At 59.3% G+C, this 21,519-nt stretch carries 24 protein-coding genes; 9 read left to right on the plus strand and 15 right to left on the minus strand.

Features of this window, described 5'->3' with window-relative positions; genetic code table 11:
- Positions 1-40 precede the first annotated feature (40 nt).
- The 4 genes from ACR0DB_RS00545 to ACR0DB_RS00560 all read left to right on the plus strand — a co-directional run bounded on the left by ACR0DB_RS00545 (position 41) and on the right by ACR0DB_RS00560 (position 3,975).
- Complete coding sequence (locus tag ACR0DB_RS00545; protein WP_480548164.1) at positions 41-640, plus strand: CvpA family protein; 600 nt, start codon at positions 41-43, stop codon at positions 638-640.
- A 608-nt stretch (positions 641-1,248) separates the two neighbouring features.
- On the plus strand, positions 1,249-2,772 hold the full coding sequence (purF, locus tag ACR0DB_RS00550; protein WP_480548166.1) for an amidophosphoribosyltransferase: 1,524 nt from the start codon (positions 1,249-1,251) through the stop codon (positions 2,770-2,772).
- Between the two features lie 267 nt (positions 2,773-3,039).
- A complete protein-coding gene (locus tag ACR0DB_RS00555; protein ID WP_480548168.1) occupies positions 3,040-3,288 on the plus strand; it encodes a hypothetical protein in 249 nt (82 codons plus the stop codon).
- Between the two features lie 42 nt (positions 3,289-3,330).
- On the plus strand, positions 3,331-3,975 hold the full coding sequence (locus tag ACR0DB_RS00560; RefSeq protein ID WP_480548170.1) for an SDR family NAD(P)-dependent oxidoreductase: 645 nt from the start codon (positions 3,331-3,333) through the stop codon (positions 3,973-3,975).
- A gap of 63 nt (positions 3,976-4,038) precedes the next feature.
- Here ACR0DB_RS00560 and ACR0DB_RS00565 read toward each other — a convergent pair whose 3' ends face one another.
- The 4 genes from ACR0DB_RS00565 to ACR0DB_RS00580 all read right to left on the minus strand — a co-directional run bounded on the left by ACR0DB_RS00565 (position 4,039) and on the right by ACR0DB_RS00580 (position 6,542).
- Positions 4,039-4,881: an ATP-binding protein gene (locus tag ACR0DB_RS00565; protein ID WP_480548172.1), complete on the minus strand. Its 843-nt coding sequence runs from the start codon at positions 4,879-4,881 to the stop codon at positions 4,039-4,041.
- Between the two features lie 111 nt (positions 4,882-4,992).
- Positions 4,993-5,865: a twin-arginine translocase subunit TatC gene (tatC, locus tag ACR0DB_RS00570; RefSeq protein ID WP_480548174.1), complete on the minus strand. Its 873-nt coding sequence runs from the start codon at positions 5,863-5,865 to the stop codon at positions 4,993-4,995.
- Positions 5,862-6,320: a Sec-independent protein translocase protein TatB gene (gene tatB, locus ACR0DB_RS00575; RefSeq protein WP_170774374.1), complete on the minus strand. Its 459-nt coding sequence runs from the start codon at positions 6,318-6,320 to the stop codon at positions 5,862-5,864. The genes tatC and tatB overlap by 4 nt, the downstream gene beginning before the upstream one ends.
- A gap of 6 nt (positions 6,321-6,326) precedes the next feature.
- Positions 6,327-6,542, minus strand: a complete 216-nt coding sequence (locus tag ACR0DB_RS00580) for a twin-arginine translocase TatA/TatE family subunit (RefSeq protein ID WP_480548176.1) — start codon at positions 6,540-6,542, stop codon at positions 6,327-6,329.
- A gap of 219 nt (positions 6,543-6,761) precedes the next feature.
- Between ACR0DB_RS00580 and ACR0DB_RS00585 the strand changes: the two genes are divergently transcribed.
- Positions 6,762-7,067 (plus strand): hypothetical protein, encoded by a 306-nt coding sequence (locus tag ACR0DB_RS00585; protein ID WP_480548178.1) that lies wholly within the window; start codon positions 6,762-6,764, stop codon positions 7,065-7,067.
- A gap of 21 nt (positions 7,068-7,088) precedes the next feature.
- Positions 7,089-7,760, plus strand: coding sequence for a helix-turn-helix transcriptional regulator (locus ACR0DB_RS00590; RefSeq protein WP_480548180.1), 672 nt, complete (start codon positions 7,089-7,091; stop codon positions 7,758-7,760).
- Positions 7,761-7,821: 61 nt separating this feature from the next.
- Here ACR0DB_RS00590 and ACR0DB_RS00595 read toward each other — a convergent pair whose 3' ends face one another.
- The 8 genes from ACR0DB_RS00595 to ACR0DB_RS00630 form a co-directional block, all read right to left on the minus strand.
- Entirely contained in the window at positions 7,822-8,982 is a 1,161-nt protein-coding gene (locus ACR0DB_RS00595; protein ID WP_480548182.1) for a peptidoglycan DD-metalloendopeptidase family protein, read from the minus strand.
- 63 nt (positions 8,983-9,045) lie between these two features.
- Entirely contained in the window at positions 9,046-9,696 is a 651-nt protein-coding gene (locus tag ACR0DB_RS00600) for a protein-L-isoaspartate(D-aspartate) O-methyltransferase (RefSeq protein WP_170774383.1), read from the minus strand.
- The gene (surE, locus tag ACR0DB_RS00605; protein WP_480548184.1) at positions 9,693-10,475 is read right to left on the minus strand and encodes a 5'/3'-nucleotidase SurE; all 783 of its coding nucleotides are present in this window, start codon (positions 10,473-10,475) and stop codon (positions 9,693-9,695) included. Before surE ends, ACR0DB_RS00600 begins: the two co-directional genes overlap by 4 nt.
- 121 nt (positions 10,476-10,596) lie before the next feature.
- Entirely contained in the window at positions 10,597-11,682 is a 1,086-nt protein-coding gene (locus ACR0DB_RS00610; protein ID WP_480548186.1) for an ABC transporter ATP-binding protein, read from the minus strand.
- Positions 11,683-11,762: 80 nt separating this feature from the next.
- Positions 11,763-12,821, minus strand: coding sequence for a methyltransferase domain-containing protein (locus ACR0DB_RS00615; protein ID WP_480548188.1), 1,059 nt, complete (start codon positions 12,819-12,821; stop codon positions 11,763-11,765).
- An 87-nt stretch (positions 12,822-12,908) separates the two neighbouring features.
- Positions 12,909-14,018 (minus strand): hypothetical protein, encoded by a 1,110-nt coding sequence (locus tag ACR0DB_RS00620; RefSeq protein ID WP_480548190.1) that lies wholly within the window; start codon positions 14,016-14,018, stop codon positions 12,909-12,911.
- Positions 14,019-14,021: 3 nt separating this feature from the next.
- Positions 14,022-14,801: an SDR family oxidoreductase gene (locus ACR0DB_RS00625; protein WP_480549074.1), complete on the minus strand. Its 780-nt coding sequence runs from the start codon at positions 14,799-14,801 to the stop codon at positions 14,022-14,024.
- A 73-nt stretch (positions 14,802-14,874) separates the two neighbouring features.
- On the minus strand, positions 14,875-15,237 hold the full coding sequence (locus ACR0DB_RS00630) for a nuclear transport factor 2 family protein (protein WP_170774396.1): 363 nt from the start codon (positions 15,235-15,237) through the stop codon (positions 14,875-14,877).
- A 109-nt stretch (positions 15,238-15,346) separates the two neighbouring features.
- Here ACR0DB_RS00630 and ACR0DB_RS00635 point away from each other — a divergent pair, with 109 nt between their 5' ends.
- The 3 genes from ACR0DB_RS00635 to ACR0DB_RS00645 all read left to right on the plus strand — a co-directional run bounded on the left by ACR0DB_RS00635 (position 15,347) and on the right by ACR0DB_RS00645 (position 19,496).
- Positions 15,347-16,951: a peptide chain release factor 3 gene (locus ACR0DB_RS00635; RefSeq protein WP_480548192.1), complete on the plus strand. Its 1,605-nt coding sequence runs from the start codon at positions 15,347-15,349 to the stop codon at positions 16,949-16,951.
- A gap of 18 nt (positions 16,952-16,969) precedes the next feature.
- On the plus strand, positions 16,970-17,908 hold the full coding sequence (locus ACR0DB_RS00640; protein ID WP_480548194.1) for a glycosyltransferase family 2 protein: 939 nt from the start codon (positions 16,970-16,972) through the stop codon (positions 17,906-17,908).
- A gap of 184 nt (positions 17,909-18,092) precedes the next feature.
- Positions 18,093-19,496, plus strand: a complete 1,404-nt coding sequence (locus tag ACR0DB_RS00645; protein WP_170774402.1) for a DEAD/DEAH box helicase — start codon at positions 18,093-18,095, stop codon at positions 19,494-19,496.
- Here ACR0DB_RS00645 and ACR0DB_RS00650 read toward each other — a convergent pair.
- Genes ACR0DB_RS00650 through ACR0DB_RS00660 form a run of 3 tightly spaced genes read right to left on the minus strand, consistent with a single transcriptional unit; the run spans position 19,493 to position 21,491 of the window.
- The gene (locus ACR0DB_RS00650) at positions 19,493-20,395 is read right to left on the minus strand and encodes an EamA family transporter (protein WP_480548196.1); all 903 of its coding nucleotides are present in this window, start codon (positions 20,393-20,395) and stop codon (positions 19,493-19,495) included. The two genes, ACR0DB_RS00645 and ACR0DB_RS00650, sit on opposite strands and share 4 nt — an antisense overlap.
- A gap of 21 nt (positions 20,396-20,416) precedes the next feature.
- Positions 20,417-21,295 (minus strand): fatty acid desaturase, encoded by an 879-nt coding sequence (locus ACR0DB_RS00655; protein WP_170782522.1) that lies wholly within the window; start codon positions 21,293-21,295, stop codon positions 20,417-20,419.
- Positions 21,288-21,491 (minus strand): DUF2061 domain-containing protein, encoded by a 204-nt coding sequence (locus ACR0DB_RS00660; RefSeq protein ID WP_480548198.1) that lies wholly within the window; start codon positions 21,489-21,491, stop codon positions 21,288-21,290. Before ACR0DB_RS00660 ends, ACR0DB_RS00655 begins: the two co-directional genes overlap by 8 nt.
- Between the last annotated feature and the right edge of the window lie 28 nt (positions 21,492-21,519).

Below are 21,519 nucleotides of genomic sequence, written 5' to 3' on the forward strand. Positions count from 1 at the left end.
TAAAGCCTTGAGAGGCTGAAAAAAACTACAGGCGAGGGCCATGGAAGGTTTTACAATTATTGACGGGGTGGTTGCCCTGATCATCGTGGTGTCGGGTCTTCTGGCCTATTCCCGCGGTTTATTGCGCGAGATTTTGGCAATTGCAGGTTGGGTCGCGGCCGCTGTTTTGGCTTTTATTTTCGCCCCCCAAGCGGTTCCGCTTATCAAAGAAGTTCCGGTTGTCGGAGATTTCCTGCGCGACAGTTGCGAATTGTCAGTAATCACTGGTTTTGCGGCGGTCTTTGCGGTAGCCCTGATCGTGGTCAGCATCTTTACCCCGCTGTTTTCGTCGTTGGTGCAACGCTCAGCCCTGGGCGGTTTGGATCAGGCACTTGGCTTCTTCTTCGGGATTGCGCGTGGCATCCTGCTGGTCGCCATTGCCTTCTTTGTCTACGACACCGTCATGACCGGTCAGTCCTATACGATCGTCGATGAAAGCCGCTCGGCCAAAGTGTTCGAACAGTTCAGCGACCAGATCGAAGAACAAAACCCGGAAGAGGCGCTTGGCTGGATCACACAGCAATATGAAGAGCTTGTCGCCAGCTGCTCGACCGAGCCCGCCGCGACCGAAGAGCTGACCGAACCGGCAGCAACTGAATAACCCTGAAAGCCCGGCTTTAGCCGGGCTTTTCTTTTACCGGTCAGGTAAAGCCCTCGCCTGCGCAGACGGTGCAGCGGATATTCTTCAAGCCGAAGCAGCCATCACAGCGGCTGGTTATAGGTTTCCCAAACACATCGCGGCTTTTGACCACTTCGCCTGCGCCATTGCAGATCTGACAGGGCGCGCGCCCCATGCCACGGCATCGGTGACACCGGCGTTTTGGGGGTGTTTCTTTCTTTTGACCCTGTTTGTGTTGCCACATGGCTCAATTCATCCCCGCGAAAAAAATGATAGTCTCTATCCGGTCATGACAGCACACCCTGCCCTGCCTGTCACTTGAACAGGCGTCGTTGCAGCAAATTTCGCCTTCATCAGATGTGAATTGTGATCCTTTGATGACACAGGCATCGTTACGCAGTATGTGAGGGCCGAACTGAGATGGAATCGGAGCCACCGATCTTGCTGTACCCGTTTTCTTTCGCACCAGCCCGTTGCGGCAAGGGTGCGACTGTATCCACAGGCAAGCCAGCGGCTTTGAACAGGGCAAGCGCCCCGATGTTTCTCAACCTGCCGTCAATCGCTACGTCATAGAAAATTGGAGCCCGTACATGTGTGGGATTTTGGGGATCGCAAGCCGAACGCATGATGTGTTTGCGGAAATCTATGACGGGCTGCTGATGTTGCAGCACCGGGGTCAGGATGCCTCGGGGATCGTCACCTATAACGGCGAATTCTTCCGCGAGAAGAAAGCTAATGGCTTGGTCAAGGACGTCTTCAACGCCAAGGATGCGGAAACCCTGCTGGGCAAGGTGGGCATCGGCCACGTACGCTATCCAACCGCCGGATCGCTGAGCGCCGCCGAGGCGCAGCCCTTCTTCGTGAACGCCCCATATGGCATCTATCTGGTCCATAACGGCAACATCACCAACACGGCCGAACAGCGAGAGAAAGTGACCGGCAAATACAGCCGCCACCTGCGTACTACCTCGGACTCCGAGATTCTGCTGAATGTGCTGGCAGACAAGGTGGCTGATGCGATCAAGGTCAACGGCAATGCCGATCCGATCCGCAACATCTTTGCCGGTGTGAAGATGACGATGGAGCGTATTCAGGGCGCCTATTCGGTGATCTGTCTGATTGCCGGTGTCGGCATGCTGGCGTTCCGCGACCCGCACGGGATTCGCCCCTTGTCCGTCGCGGTCCGAGAATCGGATGTGGATGGTGACGATTTTGCCTTTGCGTCCGAGGATGTGGCCTTTGGCATCAACGGTTTTGACAAACTGCGCGACCTGCGCCCCGGCGAGGCAATCCTGATCGATCTTGACGGCAACAAGCATGAGTTTCAGGCCGTCGAAGGCAAGCTGACGCCTTGTATCTTTGAATATGTCTACCTCGCCCGTCCGGATTCGCTGTTGGATGGGGTCTCCGTCTACAAAACCCAGATGCGCATGGGGCAGACTCTGGCCAAGCAGATTCAGGATTCGGGGCTTGAGATCGACCGGATCATTCCCGTCCCCGACAGCGCCCGCCCCGTGGCGCTTGAGGCCGCTAAAATCACCGGCATTCCGTATCGCGAAGGGTTGGTGAAGAACCGGTATGTGGGTCGAACCTTCATCATGCCCGGGCAGGAAGAACGCCAGAAATCGGTGCGCCGCAAGCTGAATGCGGTTCCGCTGGAGTTCAAAGGTCACAACGTCCTGCTGATCGACGATTCCATCGTGCGCGGCAACACGATCAAGAAGATCGTGCAGATGTGCCGCGAGGCTGGCGCGAAAAAAGTCTATATCGCCAGCGCCTCGCCGCCTGTGAAATATCCCAATGTCTATGGCATCGACATGCCCACCAAGCATGAACTGGTCGCCAACGGCAAAGAGATCGAAGAGATCCGGCAGGAACTGGGCGCAGATGCGCTTTTCTATCAAAAGTTGGACGACCTGATCTGGGCCGCCAAGGAGGGCAACCCCGAGATCGAGGCCTTTGATTGCTCCTGCTTTGACGGAAATTACATCACCGGCAGCGTCAGCGACGATTATCTGGACAGCCTGGAAAACAGCACCCGCGTCAGCAAAAAGCGCGAGGACATGCAGGTGCCGGGCGGGTCTTGGAACGCCACGAAATTGGCGTCGGGTTAAGAAATCCAGCGAATCAGAAGCGCGGAAAAGCCCGGATCGTAGTGTCGGTCCGGGCGTTTTTGTCAGATGCAGCGCCGGGGGCAAAATTTTCTGACACACAACTCTCTGGCGAAGGAAACGCAATCGCAATGGGTTCGCAGACCCACGCGAAATTGTGAGAAAACCAGCGAGCACCGCCGCCTTTCGTTTCACCTGCTCATTTGCTAGGCCGCTGCCACCACTCACTCAGACATAAGGGGTTGGGGCCCTTCGCCCCTGCCGCAAACCATGCCAAATTCCACCGTCGAAAGCGCGGCTACGCAGAAGGACGCGCTAAAGAAAAGTTCGGTCGCCCTGTTGGGCGTGTTCGGGCCCAAAACCGAGCTACGTGCGCTGATGCGCCTGTCCTCGGGTCGGGTCAAAGAGGTCAAACCGGGTAGCCGCGTTGCCTCGGGCACCGTCGTAGCCATTGATGCCGAAGGGATCATGCTGCGACTAAGCGGCCAGACCCAGCGGATCGCCATCCCCGGTCGCTAATCCTGTCTTGACGGCTTGCGCGCAGGGGTTCAAACCCCACCCATGACCGATCAGACTAAAATAGCCCTCATCACCGGGGCGTCTCGGGGCCTGGGTGCTGCCCTGGCCGAGGCGCTGGCCCCTGAATACCACATCGTTGCTGTTGCCCGCACCACCGGTGGGCTGGAAGAGTTGGACGACCGCATTCAGGCCAAGGGCGGCGCGGCCACGCTGGCGCCAATGGACATCGCCGACCCGAACGCCATGGCAACCCTGTGCCGGGGCATTCACGATCGCTGGGGCAAGGTGGATCTATGGCTGCATACCGCCATCCACACCTCGGCCCTGACGCCTACGCACTTCATCGATCCCAAGGAATGGGCGAAGGCTTTGAACACCAACGCGACGGCGACTTCAGTTCTGATCCCATATGTTGCGCCTTTGTTGGGCGAGAGCGGTCACGCTGTGTTTTTCGACGACCCCAAGGCGGGTGAGAAATTCTATGGCATCTACGGCGCGACCAAAGGCGCACAGATGGCGTTGGCGCGGAGTTGGCAGCTTGAGACCGAACGTACTGGCCCGCGCGTGTCTATTGTCGAGCCCGCCCCCATGCCCACCGCCGTACGCGCCCGGTTCCATCCCGGCGAGGACCGTGGTGCTTTGACGAGCCCTGCGGATGAGGCGGCCCGGATTTTGGCGTCGCTATAGGGGAATGGCCTTTGCGGGCCATGCCTCTGGCAGGGATATTTTTAGCCAGATGAAGCGGGCGGATCAGCCGATATGGGTACCGGTGCGCCCGGCCAGATCGACGAAGAATTGCCACGCTACGCGGCCAGAACGTGCGCCGCGTGTGGCCTGCCATTCGATGGCTTCGGCGCGCAGGGTGTCGGGGGCGACGTTGACGCCATAGGCGGCGCAGTAGCGGTTGATCATGGCGAGGTATTCGTCCTGATCGCAGGGGTGGAAGCCCAGCCAAAGGCCGAAGCGGTCGGAGAGTGAGACTTTTTCCTCGACCGCCTCGGACGGGTTGATGGCGCTGGACCGTTCGTTTTCAATCATGTCGCGCGGCATCAGGTGACGGCGGTTCGAGGTGGCGTAGAAGACAACATTCTCCGGACGGCCTTCGATACCACCGTCCAGCACCGCCTTGAGCGATTTGTAGTGTTGGTCATCATGGCTGAACGAAAGATCATCGCAGAACAGGATGAACCGATGCGGCGCGGCCCGCAGATGGTTTAGAAGGCGGGCAACCGAGCCCATATCTTCGCGCTGAAGTTCAACCAGTTTCAGATCGGGGTATTCATCTTGCAAGGTTCCGTGGACCGCTTTGACAAGGCTGGACTTGCCCATACCCCGCGCACCCCAGAGCAACGCATTGTTTGCCTTATACCCAGCCGCAAAGCGCCGCGTGTTGTCCAACAGCGTATCGCGCGAGCGGTTAATGCCTACCAGCAGGTCCAGATCGACCCGGTTGACCTTTGTCACCGGTTCCAGCCGGTCCGGGTCCACATGCCAGACGAAAGCCGGTGCCGCGCCGAAATCCGGGGCTGCCAAGGGGGCTGGAGCCATGCGCTCCAAGGCATCAGCAATGCGGTTCAGGGCTTGGTCATCCATCAGGGCCTCCGACTGTTTTGGGGTTCAAACCATGATCAGATGCAAGCGGCAAGGCCCATGCATGAAAAAGGCGCGCCACCAGTGAGCGCGCCTGATCAGGATTAAGCCGGTTTACTTGCTTTCTTCGTCGACGATATCGGCGTCGGCTTCTTCTTCGTCGTCATAGTAGCCGTCAGCGCGCAGCTGTTCTTCGCGCTTTTTCTCGACACGGGCCACGAGGAAAATCGAGATTTCGTACAGTCCGTAGACCACCACGAAGAGGATCACTTGAGTAATCACGTCCGGCGGTGTCACCAACGCTGCAAGCACCAGAATAGCGACCACAGCGTATTTGCGGACTGAACCCAAACCTTCGGCCGTCACCAGCCCCGCCTTGCCCATCAGCGTCAGCAGAACCGGTAGCTGGAAACACAGACCAAAGGCTACGATGAACTTGATCGTCAGGTTCAGGTATTCCTGCGCCGAGCCCTGAAAGACCACGCTCAGCGGTGCGGCGGTTACGCCATCTGTAACGGCCTCCCCTTCAGCGCCGAATTGTTGGAAGCCAAGGAAGAAGTCATAGGCCAGCGGAGTAACCACGTAAAAGGCAAAGCTGGCCCCCAATAGGAACATGAAGGGCGAGGCCAGCATGAACGGTAAAAACGCGTTCTTTTCGGATTTGTACAACCCAGGCGCCACGAACCGCCACATCTGCATCCCGATATAGGGAAAGGCCAGAATGAACCCGCCCAGAAGTGAGACCTTGATGGCGACAAAGAACCCTTCCTGCGGCGAGATGAAGATCAGCCCGCAATCCTGCCCGCGTTCTGCAAGAACATCACACAAGGGGCGCGTCAGAAAGTTGAAAAGCGGCGTCGCCACAGTGAAACAGATGATCATCCCGATCAGAAACGCCACAACGCAGTGAATAAGCCGCGTGCGCAGTTCTGCCAGATGCTCGATCAATGGGGCCGAGCTGTCCTCGATCTCGTCGGTCTTGGTCATGTCTTGCTTTCGGATTTCAGCGCGGCCTCGGCCTCTTCGGCCTTGGCCAGAGCGTCAGCCGCCTCTTTCGCCTTGCGCTCGGCGGCGGCGCGCGCAGTCGAGGCCTGGATCTTCTTGGCTTGCTCTGCCCGTTCAGCCGCCAGTTTGCCGGTCTCGCTGTCGGGGTCGAACTTCGTCGGGTCGATGCTCTTGGCCAGATCCTGCGCGGCCTCTTTCACGCCATCCATGGCGCTGCCGACAGGGTTGGTGGCAGCATTCAGACCCTTCTTGATCTCATTAACGCCCGCCTGATCAGCGGCCTCATTCATGGCGCTGGAAAACTCACGCGCCATGCCGCGGGCCTTGCCGACAAACCGCCCTACGTTGCGGAACAGCACCGGCAGGTCCTTTGGCCCCACAACGATCAGGGCAACAACGCCAATGACCAGAAGCTCGGTCCAGCCCAGATCAAACATCTGCGCTTAGACCTTATCTTTGTCGGTCTCAGGGGTGACGTCCTTGGCCATCTCGGAGGCGTCCTGTTCCAGTTCATCCGCGCCTTCTTTGACGCCCTTCTTGAACGAGGTGATGCCTTTGCCCACTTCGCCCATCAGCGAGCTGATTTTACCGCGGCCAAACAGAACCAGAACCACAACGGCGATCAGCAGCAGACCGGGAAGGCCGATATTGTTAAGCATGTCTTGTCTCCTTCTACATCGACGCCGCGCGCCGGGAATGTTGTTTGGCCATGTGTCTACGCCTGACAAGCCGTGGACAACAGTGCGCCAGATCAAATCCGCGTTCGAATTCGCCCCGTTCACGCGTTTTTTGGGCGCTGGATTTTCTCAACTGACAGGTTTATGTCAGTTGCAGGTGACTAGGAAGAGATCATCGAAACCAGGTCAACGGAGATTGAAATGACCCATGTTGCCGAAATCGTCACCTTTTCCCTCGCTGACAGCACCACACCCGAGGCGTTCGTGAAGCTAAGCCAAACCACCGAAGCCTTCGTGCGAGCGGCCCCCGGCTTTGCGCATCGACAGCTGAGCCAGGGCGAGGATGGCCGCTGGACCGACTACGTGGTCTGGACCGATATGAAAGCCGCACAGGACGCCGCCGCGCAGTTCCCGCAACAAGACTTCGCTGCCGCCTTGATGACGGCGATCAAACCAGACAGCATCCAGATGCGTCACGAGCAAGTGCTATGGAACATGACCGCTTAAACGCGGTTCGGACGGCGTGACATGCGCCGCACGGATCGCCTGTTTGACATCATCCAGATCCTGCGCGACGGCAAACTGCACCGCGCGCAGGACATAGCGGACCGGCTCGAGGTGTCGGTCCGCACGATCTATCGCGATATGGATACGCTGGTCGCCTCGGGCGTCCCGGTCGAGGGCGAGCGCGGCTTGGGCTATATGGTGCGCGAACAGATCACCCTGCCCCCGGTGAACTTGACCCCAGCCGAGCTTGAGGCGCTGAACCTTGGCATGGCGATCGTTGCCCAGGCCGCCGACCCCGATCTCAAAACCGCAGCCGAGAGGCTCGCAGACAAAATCGACGCAGTTCTTCCCACGCAGGTGATCGCCGAGGCCGACGCCTGGAAATTCGCCGTCTACCCCTTTGCCGATGCCGCGCGTGGACTGGCCCATATGGCCCCGATCCGCACCGCCATAAAATCGCGCCAGAAACTGCACCTCAGCTACCGCCGGATCGACGGCACACTGACCGACCGCACAATCCGCCCCCTACACATGGAATATTGGGGGCGCGTTTGGACCCTCACCGCCTGGTGCGAGCTACGTCAGGGCTTCCGCGTCTTCCGCATTGACCTGATCGAAGCTGTCCAACCCATGCCCGAACTCTTCACAGATGAACCCGGCAAACGCCTGAGCGACTTCGACCCCAAAGCGTGATCCGCCCTTCATCTGGCCAAAAATTTCCCCGCCGGAGGCATGGCCTGGAACGGGCCATTTCCTATTTCAAAAACGGCTCAGGATCGACCGCTTCGAACCCTTTGCGAACCTCGAAATGCACATAGGCATTGTCACCGTCCCGCAGGGCGGCAATCTTCTCACCGCGACGCACCCGATCTCCCTTTTTCACGGTGATACCGTCCACATTGGCATAAACAGTCAGCAGATCATTGTTGTGCTTGATCACAATGATCGGAACCTGATCTGCATCCGCAGTGATCGCCGCGACAGTACCGCTATCGGCCGCTTTCACCGCCGTACCCGGAGCCGCCGCGATATCGATCCCCTCGTTCTTGCCTTTCTGGTAGGTCCGAATGATCGAACCAGTCACAGGCAAACCCAGCGCCGAGTTGCTCTGAGACGTCGGCGCTTCCGCCGTCACATCCGGCGCGGGCGGGGCTGCTACGACCTCTTCATCTGGCAAAGGCTGGGTGGCACTTGGAGGCGTCGGCGTGGGTGAGCCCTCGCCCGGTTGAGTCACATTTGTCGCCGGTTCCTCTGTCTGGCGTGGCGGCGTCTGTGTTTTTACCGGGATCAGCAAATACTGGCCTTCGCGCACGGTGAAATCGGAATCCAATCCGTTCCAATCCGCCAGTGCATCCACCGGCACGTCATAAAGGCGCGAAATCGTAAACGCGGTTTCCCCCCGCTTGACCTGATGCCGGATGGGCTCCGGCCCCGAGGCCACCGGTGCAGGCGCTGCCGCCGGCTGCGCAGGCGCAAGGGTCGAGGTACGCACAGACCCATCGGTCGGTGCTTCATCAATCGCAGTCCCGGCAATCGTGGCAATATCGACATTGCCCGACGACGCACTGACCGCACGCGGCAACGCGATCACCTCGCCATCCCGCAACGTATCGGTCGGCTTCAAACCGTTGAATACGGCCAGTTCCCCTTCGGGCAATCCGACCCGCGCCGCCACGTCGCTGACCTTGTCGCCGCGCCGAGCGATGGCGACTTGGTAGGTGGGATAATTAATGACCCCGCGTGCATCGGGCGCAGGGCGCCTTGTGGTGGCCGATTGCGCCGCGTCAGCGGTCGAAAACCCGCCTACCTGACCGCGCAGATCATAGTCCAGCGGGCCTTCACACCCGGCCAAAACCACCATTGCCACCATGCCGCTTGCGCAGCGGAGCGTCGCTGATTTGGAAACTGCTCTCATTTTACCGTCCTCATCACCTGCCCCTGTTGACCGGGGTTCGGGTGGGTTCCTCAGAATAAACTTCTACGCCTCGTCTTTTCCCAGCCCTTCCAGCAAGGGCACGAAACGAACAGGCAACAATTCGTCATAGTCCAGGCCGGTTTCGGTCCGTCGCACACGGATCAGAGTTTGAACCGCATCCGACTGCCCCACCGGCAATACCATGATACCGCCGATTTTGAGCTGCGCCAAGAGCGGGCCCGGAGGGTCCTCAGCCGCCGCGGTCACAATGATACGATCAAACGGCGCCTGTTCAGGCAAACCAAATGAGCCGTCCGTCAACATCGCGGTCACATTGGTCAGACCCAGCTCGCGGAACAACGCGCCGGTTTCCCGCACCAATCGCTTATGACGCTCAACTGTGTAGACCCGGCGGGCCAACTTGGACAGGATAGCCGCCTGATAGCCCGACCCGGTCCCGATCTCGAGCACAGTATCGCGTGGCCCCACATCCAGCGCCTGCGTCATCAGCCCCACGACCGACGGCTGGCTGATCGTCTGCCCGCAAGCAATCGGCAACGGCGTGTCCTCATAGGCGCGCTCGGCAAACAGGCCCCTGACGAACTGGCCTCGGTCGATCTGTTCCATCGCTGCCAACACACGCTTGTCCGTCACGCCACGCGACCGTAGCGCAAACAGGAACTGCATCTTGGTTTCTGCACTCAAGCCCGTCATTCGATCGACTTCAACGCCTCAAGCGTGTCATGCGCTGTCAGGTCCGCCCGCATCGGCGTGACCGAGATATAGCCTGCCAGATTGACCGCCGCATCCGTCCCCGGCGCAGTTGGATTGTGCTGATAGCCGCCCTTGATCCACAAGAACCGCCGCCCTGAGGGCGAGCTGTGTGGTTCGACCGAGAAATGCGTGTCACGGCGAAAGCCCTGCGGCGCCACGCGGGTGCCCAGCACCTCATCTGCGGGAACGGGCGGGAAATTCACGTTATAAAACAGGCGGTAATCGCCCTGCTCGGCCGGGGTCGCGTCCAATATCTTGCGCACAAGATCCGCCCCAAACCGGGCGGCGGCCTCGAACGGGTCGTCCAGCCCCAGATTGCGCGGGCCAAAGTATTGCGACAAGGCTATCGCTGGGACACCCTGCAAAGCGGCTTCCATCGCGCCACCGATCGTTCCGGAATAGAGCGTATTTTCGGCCGAGTTATTGCCCCGGTTCACCCCGGACAACACCAGATCGGGCAGTGCATCCTTCATCACATCATGCAGACCGGCCAGCACGCAATCGGCGGGCGAGCCCTCGGCGGCATAGCGACGTTCACCCAGCTTGGCGACCATCATCGGATGGGTATAGCTGATGCAATGGCCCACGCCGGATTGCTCGAATGCTGGCGCAACGACCCAGACTTCTCCGTCGGGCCCGGCAAGCTGGGCGGCGATTGCCTCAAGCGTGATCAGGCCCGGTGCATTGATGCCATCATCATTGGTCAGAAGAATACGCATATGCCCCATCCATCCCTGCGTTTCTCCCTTGATAGACCCGGCCCCGCGCCTCGGCAAGCGAAGCGCACGCGCAATCTGCGGCATTCGCGCACCAGTTGGGTCTAAAATGCCACGTCAGGCACTATTCGGGGAAAACAAAGCACCGGTCGCGGCGAATGGTCAGCCACATAACGCGCCCCGGCTGCGGCACAAAGACATTCGGCACCGTGGCCTTCAAGATCGAACCGTCATAGTCCATGCGGAACTCAACCAGGCTTTCATTGCCCAGAAAGCGCGCCCGCTGGACCACGCCACGCGCGGCCACCCCATCAGTCGGTGTGGGCAGCGGTCCTTTGCCGTTTCGGTCGAAATCCAGTTTGACGTGCTGCGGGCGGAAGACGATCTCAACGTCCGTGCCGTCAGGTACACCCGGCGCAAGAAACTGGCCGAATGGCGTTTCCGCCAGAGCCCCGTTAACTTGCGCCTTCAACACATTGACATCACTGAAGAATGAGACCGCTGCTTTGTCCGCAGGTCGGGTATAGACATTATAGGGCGCGCCCTGCTGCACGATCTTACCACGGCGCATCAGGGCAATCTCATCGGCCATGCGCATCGCTTCTTCCGGCTCGTGCGTCACCAAAACCACGGCCGCGTCTTCCTCTTTGAGGATCGCCAGCGTCTCATCCCGGATTCCGTCGCGCAAACGATTGTCCAGTCCCGAGAACGGCTCGTCCATCAACATGATCCGGGGACGCGGCGCCAAAGCCCGCGCCAGTGCGACCCGTTGTTGTTCGCCACCCGACAGATGATGCGGATAGCTGTCGACGAAGCGCATCAGATCAACCTTGGTCAGCAATTCCTCGACCCGCGCGCGTTTTTCGTCCTTGTGGCCCTTCAGACCAAAAGCCACGTTGTCGGCCACGCTTAGATGGGGAAACAGGGCAAAGTCTTGAAACATTAGCCCAATCTCGCGCCGCTCGGGCGGGACACGAAACACCGTGTCGCAGATCAGCTTGCCATCCACATAAATCTGGCCGGACTCCTGCATCTCGACCCCGGCGATCATACGCAGCGTGGTCGACTTGCCGCAGCCCGACGGCCCCAGCAAACACGTCACCTGCCCCGCCTGAACACTCAGCGAGACATCATCCACCACAATGCGCCCTTCATACCGGGCGACCAAATTGCGGATTTCCAGACGTGGAGGCGTTGAATTCACTGTCACCGAAGGACCCCGTTGCCTTTCCCGATCAATTTCATCGGGCTTAGGCGGGGATAGCAACCCCGCCGTTCAGGCGCAAGCGGTCAGCAGCACCCGCCCGAGACGGCTTCACCGGTGCTGGCACTGGTGGCTTCGAATGGGCTTTCCCCTCCACAACCTTCGAAGATGCCATAATGGGTCGAGAAATCGCCGATAAACTCGAAATGGCGCGCAAATCGCGTGTCTTTCAGCATCATCCAGGTGTTGCCACAGACCGGGAAGACCTTGCCTGCTTCGATCGAATGGTGGTCATCCAGTTCGAACAGATGCGGCGCATGGGGGATCGTGCCTTTGTAGATCACCGCCTGGCCGTAATCCTCGCAGGCCGGTTCCAGTTCGGGCAGTTTGAACAGACGATACGTGGCCGACAGGAAGCTCAAGGGCGCAACGCGCTCTTCCAGCACCGGGTTTTCGATGGTCAGCGGGCGATGCGTCACCCGGCGCGGATCGGCAAACCCGGCCTTGCGCGAGATCGACAGGAAATCATTCCAATAGAGCGCGCCCGACAGGCACTCCCCATACAAAACCTCATCCTCGGCCATTGCGGCGGGGATGCGGCGGTCAGCATAGACGTCCGAGAAATACATCTCGCCGCCATCTTTCAGCAGACGGTGCGCGCCGCGCAGAACGGCCTCTTTATCGGTGGCCAGATTGATCACGCAGTTCGAAACGATGATGTCGAAGGAACCGGGCTCAAGGTCCAGCTCGTCCAGCTTTTCGATATAGCCGTGGTGGAATTCCACATTCGACGCACCATGGCCGAACGCTTGCGCGTGATATTCTTGATGAGCGCGGGCCACATCCAACTGTTCGGGCGTCATGTCCACGCCGACCACGCGGCCATTTTCGCCAACCATCGCCGACAGCGCATAAACGTCGCGCCCGGCACCACAGCCCAGATCAAGGATGCTCATCCCTTCCAGATCCAGCGGTGCAATCAGACCGCAGCCATAGTAACGCGTCAGCACATCATCATGAATTTTTGAGAGAATTTTCTTTACATGATCCGGCATGTCATCGGGCGTGCAGCAGGCATTGGTCTGCAAATCCGCGCTACTTTGAAGGACGTCACCGTAATAGTTCTGCACCGATTCATGCTTCATCGAAGGTATCCCCTGTGTCTGGTAGGGGATCAGCTAATGCAGCAAGGGCCGTGGCGCAATCCGCACATGTGCGATTTTACAAAAGCGTTACCCGAGCAGGTCGAAATCCACGGCAGCGCGCACCTGCCCGTTCACCTGAACCTCCAGCCGGTGTGGGCCGGGCACCAGTTTGAACGTGGTCGCATTGCCCTTGAGCTTGTGGGTCTTGCTTAGCGTCAGCGCACCATCCCGCAGCGCGGTCTGTTTCAATTTGTGCACCTTGGCCGAGGTTTTACCGCCAGGGCGTTGAAAGTGAATGATATAATCCACTAGAATGGGCTGGTCTCGGGCACCACTGAGCGCCACATCAAAATTCAGCGCACCCCCGATCCGGGCATCGCCTTGCACCTGAATATCGGCCGAAATCGCCGCGTCAGGATCATAGCCCAGCATCTTCATCGCGCCGGGATGTCCGGATTTCACCAATCCACGCAGGGTGTGGCTGGTCATCCAGCGCAACTCATCTGCGTCCTGCCCGCCCTCGCGCCATTGCTGCAGACGGTCCAGCACCAGATCGGGGTCTTTCTTGGTGATATCGTTCAGATGGTTCGCCACCGACCGCGTCACGTATCGCGTCGGATCGCTGTGCAGGCGATCCAGCAAAGGCAACGGGTCGGTCAGTTCCAGGCACACCGCCTGCCCCCATGGCAAACGCGGGCGAGTGCCTTCGCTGACCAAGCGCCGAACATGATAGCTGTCATGCGCGCACCACGCCTGCATCCTGTCCAGCACCTTGTCCTGATGGGCGTTCAGGAACGGGCGAATGGCCCATTCCATCGAGAATCTCTGCGTCAGTTCATCAAGCACGTCCAGCGCCAGATCCGGATGGTCGAGGCCAACGGCCACAACCCAATCACCCAAAGGCGCGAAGATGAAATCACCGAAATCATCATCTGTCTTTGACGGGTCCAGCGGCGGTGGCAGCGCACTTAACAGCCTAGGCGCAATGTCCGGCAGCGCGCCGGGGATGGCCTGTTGCAGGCATTCGGCGATCCACGCCATGCGCTCTTTCAATTCCAGATCCAGCAGGCGGGACATGACCTGCGCCTCGAACGCCTCTGCATCGAAGTCAGCATCCGCCGATGCAAAAAGCCCCGCCAAATAGCGGGTCTTTTCTTCGTTAAACAGTTGGTCTTTTAATGAAAAATTCTGCGCCATCGTTTACATCGTCAGGTTGGTTCCACCGCCGTCCAAGAGGACGTTCTGGCCCACAATAAAGCCCGCGTGCTGCGAACACAGAAAGGCGCAGGCGGCCCCAAATTCCTGCCGTGTGCCATAGCGGCGCGCAGGGATCGTGGCGGCGCGCTCTGCACGGGCGTCTTCCATCGAGATGTTCTTTTGCAGCGAAACCGCACTATCTAGGGACTCCGCGCGGTCAGTGGCGTGGATACCCGGCAACAGATTGTTGATTGTCACCCCTTGCGGGGCTACCTGCCGCGCGGTTCCCGCGACGTAGCCGGTCAACCCAGTCCGCGCCGCGTTCGACAGTCCCAGAACGGCGATGGGCGCGCGCACCGATTGCGAAGTGATATTGACCACACGCCCCCAGCCCTTTTCCATCATCCCCGGCAACAATGCCTTCATGAAAGCAATCGGTGTCAGCATGTTGGCATCCAGCGCCTTGATGAAGTCTTCACGCTCCCAATCCGACCACATACCCGGAGGCGGACCGCCCGCATTTGTCACAAGGATATCAACACCCTGTGCGGCTTCGATCACCTGCGTCTGCCCCTCGGTCGAGGTCACATCACAGGCCACCGTCTGAACATCAATGCCATAGGTGTCCCGCAAGCGCGCGGCTTCGGCCTCAAGCGCCTCGGCTCCGCGGGCGTTCATCACCAGATTGACACCGGCCTCGGCCAAAGCTTCGGCACAGCCCAGACCCAAACCCTTGCTGCTGGCACAGACCAGCGCGCGTTTTCCTTTGATACCTAGATCCATCTGATCCTCCCCATCTGTTATTGTTGCCATGTCTAGCACCGGCCAGACAGAGAAGACCAGATTTCAAGCAATATCAGTAAAAGAACTCTTCCCGAACGATCTTGCCATTTGCGACGTGATAGACACCAACTTCTTTCATATCAAAGGCTTCACCGGTCTCTTTTACCTTACCCTGAACCTCGAAGATCACGGCAAAACGGTCTTCACCATGGGGCATCGGGTCGCTGACCGAGGCACCGGAAACCTCATGCGCGCCTTCCCACCATTCATGTTTGCCCCGGATCGCGTCGCGACCGTGGGTTTCGCGGCCCATATCCATGAAATCCTGCGCTTCGACCGAGACGGCATCCTCAGCATAGAGTTTCTCAAGATTTTCCTTGGCGCGGTCCTCGCGGCAACCTGCGACCAGCTCGTCGGCAATCTCTTTCAAATTCATTGTCTCTCTCCACTATTTGTTCACTATATGTTCCTATTGCCATAGGTGTATGATTCGAACCACCCCCTTTGTCTTGCCTCGGCAAGATTCCCCGCCTATACGCGCGATTATGCTTGATACCTCGAACCAACCCACCCTGCCGCCCGAGATCGCCCGTCGCCGGACCTTCGCAATCATCTCGCACCCTGATGCGGGCAAAACGACGCTGACGGAAAAGTTCCTGCTTTATGGCGGCGCGATCCAGATGGCCGGTCAGGTGCGCGCTAAGGGTGAGGCGCGGCGCACGCGCTCGGATTTCATGCAGATGGAGAAGGATCGTGGTATCTCGGTTTCCGCCTCGGCCATGTCGTTTGATTATGGGAACTTCCGGTTCAATCTGGTGGACACGCCCGGCCACAGCGATTTCTCGGAAGATACCTATCGCACTCTGACTGCCGTGGACGCCGCCGTCATGGTAATCGACGGCGCGAAAGGTGTGGAAAGCCAGACGCAGAAACTGTTCGAGGTTTGCCGCCTGCGCGATCTGCCGATCCTGACCTTCTGTAACAAGATGGACCGCGAAAGCCGCGATACGTTCGAGATCATTGACGAGATTCAGGAAACGCTGGCCATCGACGTCACGCCCGCCGCGTGGCCGATTGGCGTGGGTCGCGATTTCATCGGCTGCTATGACATGCTGCGCGACCGGCTGGAACTGATGGACCGCGCCGACCGCAACAAGGTAGCCGAGAGCATTCAGATCGACGGTCTGGATGACCCGAAACTAGCCGAACATGTTCCCGAGCACTTGCTTGAGAAACTGCTGGAAGAGGTCGAGATGGCGCGTGAATTGCTGCCCGCGCTGGACCCGCAGGCGGTTCTTGAGGGGCATATGACCCCCATCTGGTTCGGTTCGGCGATCAACTCGTTCGGTGTCAAAGAACTGATGGAGGGCATCGGCGCTTACGGCCCGCAGCCGCAAGTGCAATCGGCCGAACCACGTCAGATCGCGCCGGATGAAAAGAAGGTCGCAGGCTTTGTCTTCAAGGTTCAGGCCAATATGGACCCCAAGCACCGCGACCGGGTGGCCTTTGTACGGATGGCCTCGGGCCATTTCAAACGCGGCATGAAACTGACCCATGTGCGGTCCAAGAAGCCCATGGCAATCTCGAACCCGGTGCTGTTTCTGGCCTCGGATCGCGAACTAGCGGATGAAGCATGGGCCGGTGACATCATCGGCATCCCCAACCATGGCCAGCTGCGCATCGGCGACACGCTGACCGAAGGTGAGGCGCTGCGCGTGACCGGCATCCCGTCCTTCGCGCCGGAATTGCTGCAAGGCGTGCGCGCGGGCGACCCGATGAAGGCCAAGCACCTGGAAAAGGCACTCATGCAATTTGCCGAGGAAGGCGCAGCCAAGGTGTTCAAACCCTCAATTGGTTCGGGCTTTATCGTGGGTGTCGTCGGCGCGCTGCAATTCGAAGTGCTCGCCAGCCGGATCGAGATGGAATACGGCCTGCCTGTGCGGTTCGAGGCGTCTCAGTTCACATCCGCCCGCTGGGTCAGTGGTGACAAGCTGGCGGTGGACAAGTTCGTCAACGCCAACAAGCAGCACATCGCGCATGATCATGACGGCGACATCGTCTACCTGACACGTCTGCAATGGGATATCGACCGGGTGGTGCGGGACTATCCCGAGCTTACGCTGACTGCGACCAAGGAAATGATGACGTGACCGGCCAAAGGGCCGCGCATGGGTGATAAATCAACCTGGGGTATTGTCTCGACGGTACGGGGGACGGCCCCGGACATCCTGCGTTTCGTGGCCCATCACCTCGACCTTGGCGTGGATCAGATGCATGTCTATCTGGACGAACCCTGCCCCAAGGCCTTCAACGCCCTGAACCGGCATCCAAAGGTTGAGGTCCGCAATTGCGACGACGGGTTCTGGGCCAATCGTAAGCGGGAGCGCCCCGACAAGCATCAGGTGCGCCAGACAGCCAATGCCTCATTCACTTACCGAAAGGCCAGCGAAGACTGGTTGCTGCATATTGATCTGGACGAGTTTCTGTGGCCCGACCGCCCGTTAGCCGATCTGCTGGCCGAGGTCGCGCAGGATACCCCTTATATCCGCGTACGCCCGGAAGAGGCAGTGGCCGACGCCAAGGACCTGTACAAAGCCTATATCCCGTCCGGGCCTGATCGTGCCGCAACGGTGCAGGCGCTCTATCCCAACTATGGGGCTTTCGTGAAGGGTGGGTTTCTCAGTCACCTGCAAGGCAAGGTGTTTGCTCGCACCGGTTTGCCAGGCATCAACTTCCGCATTCACGGGTTGTTCCAGCATGGAGAACGCCTGATCTGCAAAGCGGAACTTGCTGAGACTGTGCTGTGCCACAGGCACGCTCCGGATTGGGACCACTGGCTGGCGCATTACCGGTTCCGGCTTGAGCGTGGATCATATAAACTCGGCATGACGCCAAATGTCCCGCGGGATGAGGGCGGGATGAATATGAACGAGCTGCTCAGCTGGATCGAAGCCGAGGACGGTATCGACGGCTTGAGCGCGTTTTTCGATGAGATCAGCGGCGCACACCCCGACGTGCGGGCGCGGCTGGAACAACACGGGTTGATCCGGCACCGGCCACTGGATCTGGACCGAAAACTTGCGAAACATTTCCCCGGAAGCATCTGAATTGTTGCATTAAATCTGCGCGGTATCGGGCCGCGAACATCTAAACCCCTCTTCATTTGACCCTGCCCAACGTTTTTGTTATGTCCCGCCTCAGCCGAAATGCGCGGGATGCGCATGGCCATCCGGGCCCGGCACATCTTCATACGCGCGGGCCAGGTCGAGTGTCCGCAAAAACCGGACATACATGACAAAGTTTAACGAACTGAACCTGAACCCGAAGGTCCTCAAAGCCATTGAGGAAGCCGGATACGAAACCCCCACCCCGATTCAGGCCGGAGCGATTCCACCTGCGCTTGAGGGCAAGGATGTGCTGGGCATTGCCCAGACCGGTACCGGCAAAACCGCCAGCTTCACGCTACCGATGATCACCCTGCTGGCTCGAGGCCGCGCACGGGCGCGGATGCCGCGCTCGCTGGTGCTGTGCCCGACGCGGGAACTGGCCGCGCAGGTGGCTGAGAACTTCGACACCTACACCAAGCACCTGAAACTGACCAAAGCTCTGTTGATCGGCGGTGTCAGCTTCAAGGAACAAGAAGCTCTGATCGATCGGGGCGTCGACGTGCTGATCGCCACGCCGGGTCGTCTGCTGGATCATTTCGAGCGCGGAAAGCTGCTGCTGACCGGTGTTCAGATCATGGTGGTGGATGAGGCCGACCGGATGCTGGATATGGGGTTCATCCCCGATATCGAGCGCATATTCTCGCTGACGCCGTTCACCCGCCAGACGCTGTTCTTCTCAGCCACCATGGCGTCCGAGATTGAGCGGATTACCGACACATTCCTGTCTGCCCCTGCCCGGATCGAGGTTGCCCGTCAGGCCACCGCGTCCGAGACGATCGAACAGGGCGTGGTCATGTTCAAAGGTGGCCGTCGCGACCGCGAGGCCAGCGCCAAGCGCAAGGTTCTGCGCGCGCTGATCGACGCCGAGGGTGAAGGCTGCACCAACGCGATCATTTTCTGTAACCGCAAGACGGATGTGGATATCTGCGCGAAATCGCTGAAGAAATACGGCTATAACGCCGCCGCCATTCACGGCGATCTGGATCAGTCGCAGCGCATGAAAACCCTGGACGGATTCCGCGACGGCTCACTGCGCCTGCTAGTGGCCTCGGACGTGGCCGCACGGGGGTTGGATATCCCCTCGGTCAGCCATGTGTTCAACTTTGACGTCCCCGGCCATGCCGAGGATTACGTTCACCGCATCGGTCGCACCGGTCGAGCGGGGCGCGAGGGAAAGGCGATCACGATCTGCTCGGGCCGCGATGAAAAGGCGCTGGATGCGATTGAGAAGCTGATCCAGAAGGACATTCCCCGGCTCGACAACCCGGTCAAGGAAGAGCCCAAGGACGAAAAGCCCAAGCGCGAGAAAAAGATTAAGCCGGTCGACGAGGCAAAGGTCGACAAAAAGCCCGAGCGCAAGAAGGACTCGGACCGCCGAAAGGACAAGGAACCGCGTGGCCGTGGTCGCCGAAACGATTCAGGTCCGGCGGTTGTTGGCATGGGTGATCACCTGCCCAGCTTCATCGCGCTGAGCTTTGACGAACGTCGCGCAGGCGTAACGGCGCTGGCCGAGGCGGACGCCTCCTAAATCGTCAACACAAGCGCCAGGATAGAGGCCCCCAGCAACGCCATCCCGGCGATCTCGCGCCGGGTGATGGTTTCGCGGAAGAACAGGATCGAAGCAAACAGGCTGAGGATCAGTTCGACCTGCCCCAGCGCCTTCACATAAGCCGCATTCTGCAATGTGAAGGCGAAAAACCAGCAAAACGACCCGCTCAGGCTGGTGAGGCCTACGAAGAAACCGGTGCGCCGCGTCTCCCACACCGCGCGCAGTTCGGCGCGGTCTCGCCACAGCAGCCACAGCCCCATGCTGACGAATTGGAATGTCACAACAACGGCCAGCGTCACCAGCGCGCGGAACCATGCGTCGATCTCGCCAAGCTGTAGTGATGCGCCCCGGTAGCTGACTGAGGAAAAGGCGAACAGAATCCCCGACCCCAGCCCCAGCCGTGACGCGCGATTGGTCAGGTGTTTCCACCACGCACCGTCCCCTCCGGGGTTTTTCGACAGCAGCAGAACTGCGGTCAGGCCCATCAGAATGGCGACTAGCGCTCCGGCTGAAACCTGGTCGCCCAGAACGAGGAAACCGACGATAGCGGTCTGGATCACCTCGGTTTTCTTGAACGTGATTCCGACCGCGAAGTTGCGCTGCTTGAACAAGGCGACCACACAGATGGTTGCCAAGATCTGCGTTGTGCCGCCAATGGTCGCGAACAGCCAGAACAGGGGTGGCATCGAAGGCAAAGACAACTCGCTGAGTTGCAGTGCAGCCCAAAGCGCCAGAACGGCCAACGGCATCGAATAGGCAAATCTGGCAAAGGTCGCACCTGCGGCGGACAATTTCACGCTGCTCAGTGATTTTTGCAGCATAAACCGCACGGTCTGAAACGAGGCGGCGGCGATGGTGACGGGTATCCAGAGGCTCATACCGCCCCTTGTGGCCGCAATTTACCCCTTTGGCCAGAGCGGATGCGGCACCGGATCCTTGGCCTTTAGGAAATGGGCTCGAAACACCTGCGCGTAAGAGCGATAGACATAAGCCTCGTTCCGCGCCAAGTACGTGTCTTGCCCTGCGCGGTACAAGGCGGGCAACCGGTACCACGGCGCCGCTGGATTCATGTGATGAACCACGTGCAGGTTGTTGTGAAGAAAGAGAAATGCCAAGGGCCCCCGATCTTCGATGATCACCGTACGAGCCGAAGCACGATCATGGGCGCGGTGTTCAAGAAAGGTTCGGATCTTCACCAAGCCTAGCCCCAGATATGCAGCCAGAACATAGGCCCAGATTGGCATGGGCGACAGCGACACAATCCACAGCACCACCAGAACTCCGCATAGATGCAATGCCCAGGCAAGCAGGATATCTGGTTGCAAAACGGACCGTAACTCATTCCGTATGAACACAAATTGACCAATGGCCGGACCCAACACGATGCGCCCTAGTAACGTATTGTTCACTGCCAGCAAGCGTTTCTGCCAACCGCGCAGAGCTGCCCAGACCTGTGGATCCAGATAGTTAGATTCGGGGTCGTCATAGGGGTCGGTCAGCGTCGCATCCCGATGATGTGCCAGATGCTGGTCGCGGAACCGGCGGTACGGAATGAACAGCGTCAACGGCAACGCCATCAACGCCTCATTCAACGCCTTTTGCCGAAAGGGGTGGCCGTGGATCGCTTCATGCGTCAGCGAAGAATGCAGTGCCGCCACGACGCCCACCAATGGCACAGCGGCCCAAACCGGCAAATAAAACAGCATCGCCAACCACGCCCCATAGCACCCAAGGATCAGGGCAAGGGTGCCCCATTCAGGCCCTGCACGCTCAGACATTGCGGCCCCATGAGATACCTGCCCATATACGTTCGTAAATCACGTAGAGCGTCAGGCCGATGGCCGTGTTGACCAAAGCCAAACCGCCCCCGATCGCGGCTGAGCCGGTTGCGACCAACCCCACAACGGTCATCACCACAAGGCCCATCGCATTCCACAATACGGCCTTCACGACTGATCTGCGTCGTGTCTCCATTCCGTCACCCATATTTTTGTTATGGCTT

This window comes from Ruegeria sp. AB6 (assembly GCF_056542685.1).

Bases quoted from the DNA above. Each gene is read 5' to 3' on its own strand.
- purF (WP_480548166.1), top strand. From the start codon at position 1,249: ATGTGTGGGATTTTGGGGATCGCAAGCCGAACGCATGATGTGTTTGCG.
- ACR0DB_RS00565 (WP_480548172.1), bottom strand. From the start codon at position 4,881: ATGGATGACCAAGCCCTGAACCGCATTGCTGATGCCTTGGAGCGCATG.
- ACR0DB_RS00585 (WP_480548178.1), top strand. From the start codon at position 6,762: ATGACCCATGTTGCCGAAATCGTCACCTTTTCCCTCGCTGACAGCACC.
- ACR0DB_RS00595 (WP_480548182.1), bottom strand. From the start codon at position 8,982: ATGAGAGCAGTTTCCAAATCAGCGACGCTCCGCTGCGCAAGCGGCATG.
- ACR0DB_RS00625 (WP_480549074.1), bottom strand. From the start codon at position 14,801: ATGGATCTAGGTATCAAAGGAAAACGCGCGCTGGTCTGTGCCAGCAGC.
- ACR0DB_RS00620 (WP_480548190.1), bottom strand. From the start codon at position 14,018: ATGGCGCAGAATTTTTCATTAAAAGACCAACTGTTTAACGAAGAAAAG.
- ACR0DB_RS00655 (WP_170782522.1), bottom strand. From the start codon at position 21,295: ATGTCTGAGCGTGCAGGGCCTGAATGGGGCACCCTTGCCCTGATCCTT.
- tatB (WP_170774374.1), bottom strand. From the start codon at position 6,320: ATGTTTGATCTGGGCTGGACCGAGCTTCTGGTCATTGGCGTTGTTGCC.
- ACR0DB_RS00640 (WP_480548194.1), top strand. From the start codon at position 16,970: ATGGGTGATAAATCAACCTGGGGTATTGTCTCGACGGTACGGGGGACG.
- ACR0DB_RS00615 (WP_480548188.1), bottom strand. From the start codon at position 12,821: ATGAAGCATGAATCGGTGCAGAACTATTACGGTGACGTCCTTCAAAGT.
- ACR0DB_RS00580 (WP_480548176.1), bottom strand. From the start codon at position 6,542: ATGCTTAACAATATCGGCCTTCCCGGTCTGCTGCTGATCGCCGTTGTG.
- tatC (WP_480548174.1), bottom strand. From the start codon at position 5,865: ATGACCAAGACCGACGAGATCGAGGACAGCTCGGCCCCATTGATCGAG.
- ACR0DB_RS00645 (WP_170774402.1), top strand. From the start codon at position 18,093: ATGACAAAGTTTAACGAACTGAACCTGAACCCGAAGGTCCTCAAAGCC.
- ACR0DB_RS00660 (WP_480548198.1), bottom strand. From the start codon at position 21,491: ATGGAGACACGACGCAGATCAGTCGTGAAGGCCGTATTGTGGAATGCG.
- surE (WP_480548184.1), bottom strand. From the start codon at position 10,475: ATGCGTATTCTTCTGACCAATGATGATGGCATCAATGCACCGGGCCTG.
- ACR0DB_RS00545 (WP_480548164.1), top strand. From the start codon at position 41: ATGGAAGGTTTTACAATTATTGACGGGGTGGTTGCCCTGATCATCGTG.
- ACR0DB_RS00635 (WP_480548192.1), top strand. From the start codon at position 15,347: ATGCTTGATACCTCGAACCAACCCACCCTGCCGCCCGAGATCGCCCGT.
- ACR0DB_RS00590 (WP_480548180.1), top strand. From the start codon at position 7,089: ATGCGCCGCACGGATCGCCTGTTTGACATCATCCAGATCCTGCGCGAC.
- ACR0DB_RS00555 (WP_480548168.1), top strand. From the start codon at position 3,040: ATGCCAAATTCCACCGTCGAAAGCGCGGCTACGCAGAAGGACGCGCTA.
- ACR0DB_RS00650 (WP_480548196.1), bottom strand. From the start codon at position 20,395: ATGAGCCTCTGGATACCCGTCACCATCGCCGCCGCCTCGTTTCAGACC.
- ACR0DB_RS00630 (WP_170774396.1), bottom strand. From the start codon at position 15,237: ATGAATTTGAAAGAGATTGCCGACGAGCTGGTCGCAGGTTGCCGCGAG.
- ACR0DB_RS00600 (WP_170774383.1), bottom strand. From the start codon at position 9,696: ATGACGGGCTTGAGTGCAGAAACCAAGATGCAGTTCCTGTTTGCGCTA.
- ACR0DB_RS00560 (WP_480548170.1), top strand. From the start codon at position 3,331: ATGACCGATCAGACTAAAATAGCCCTCATCACCGGGGCGTCTCGGGGC.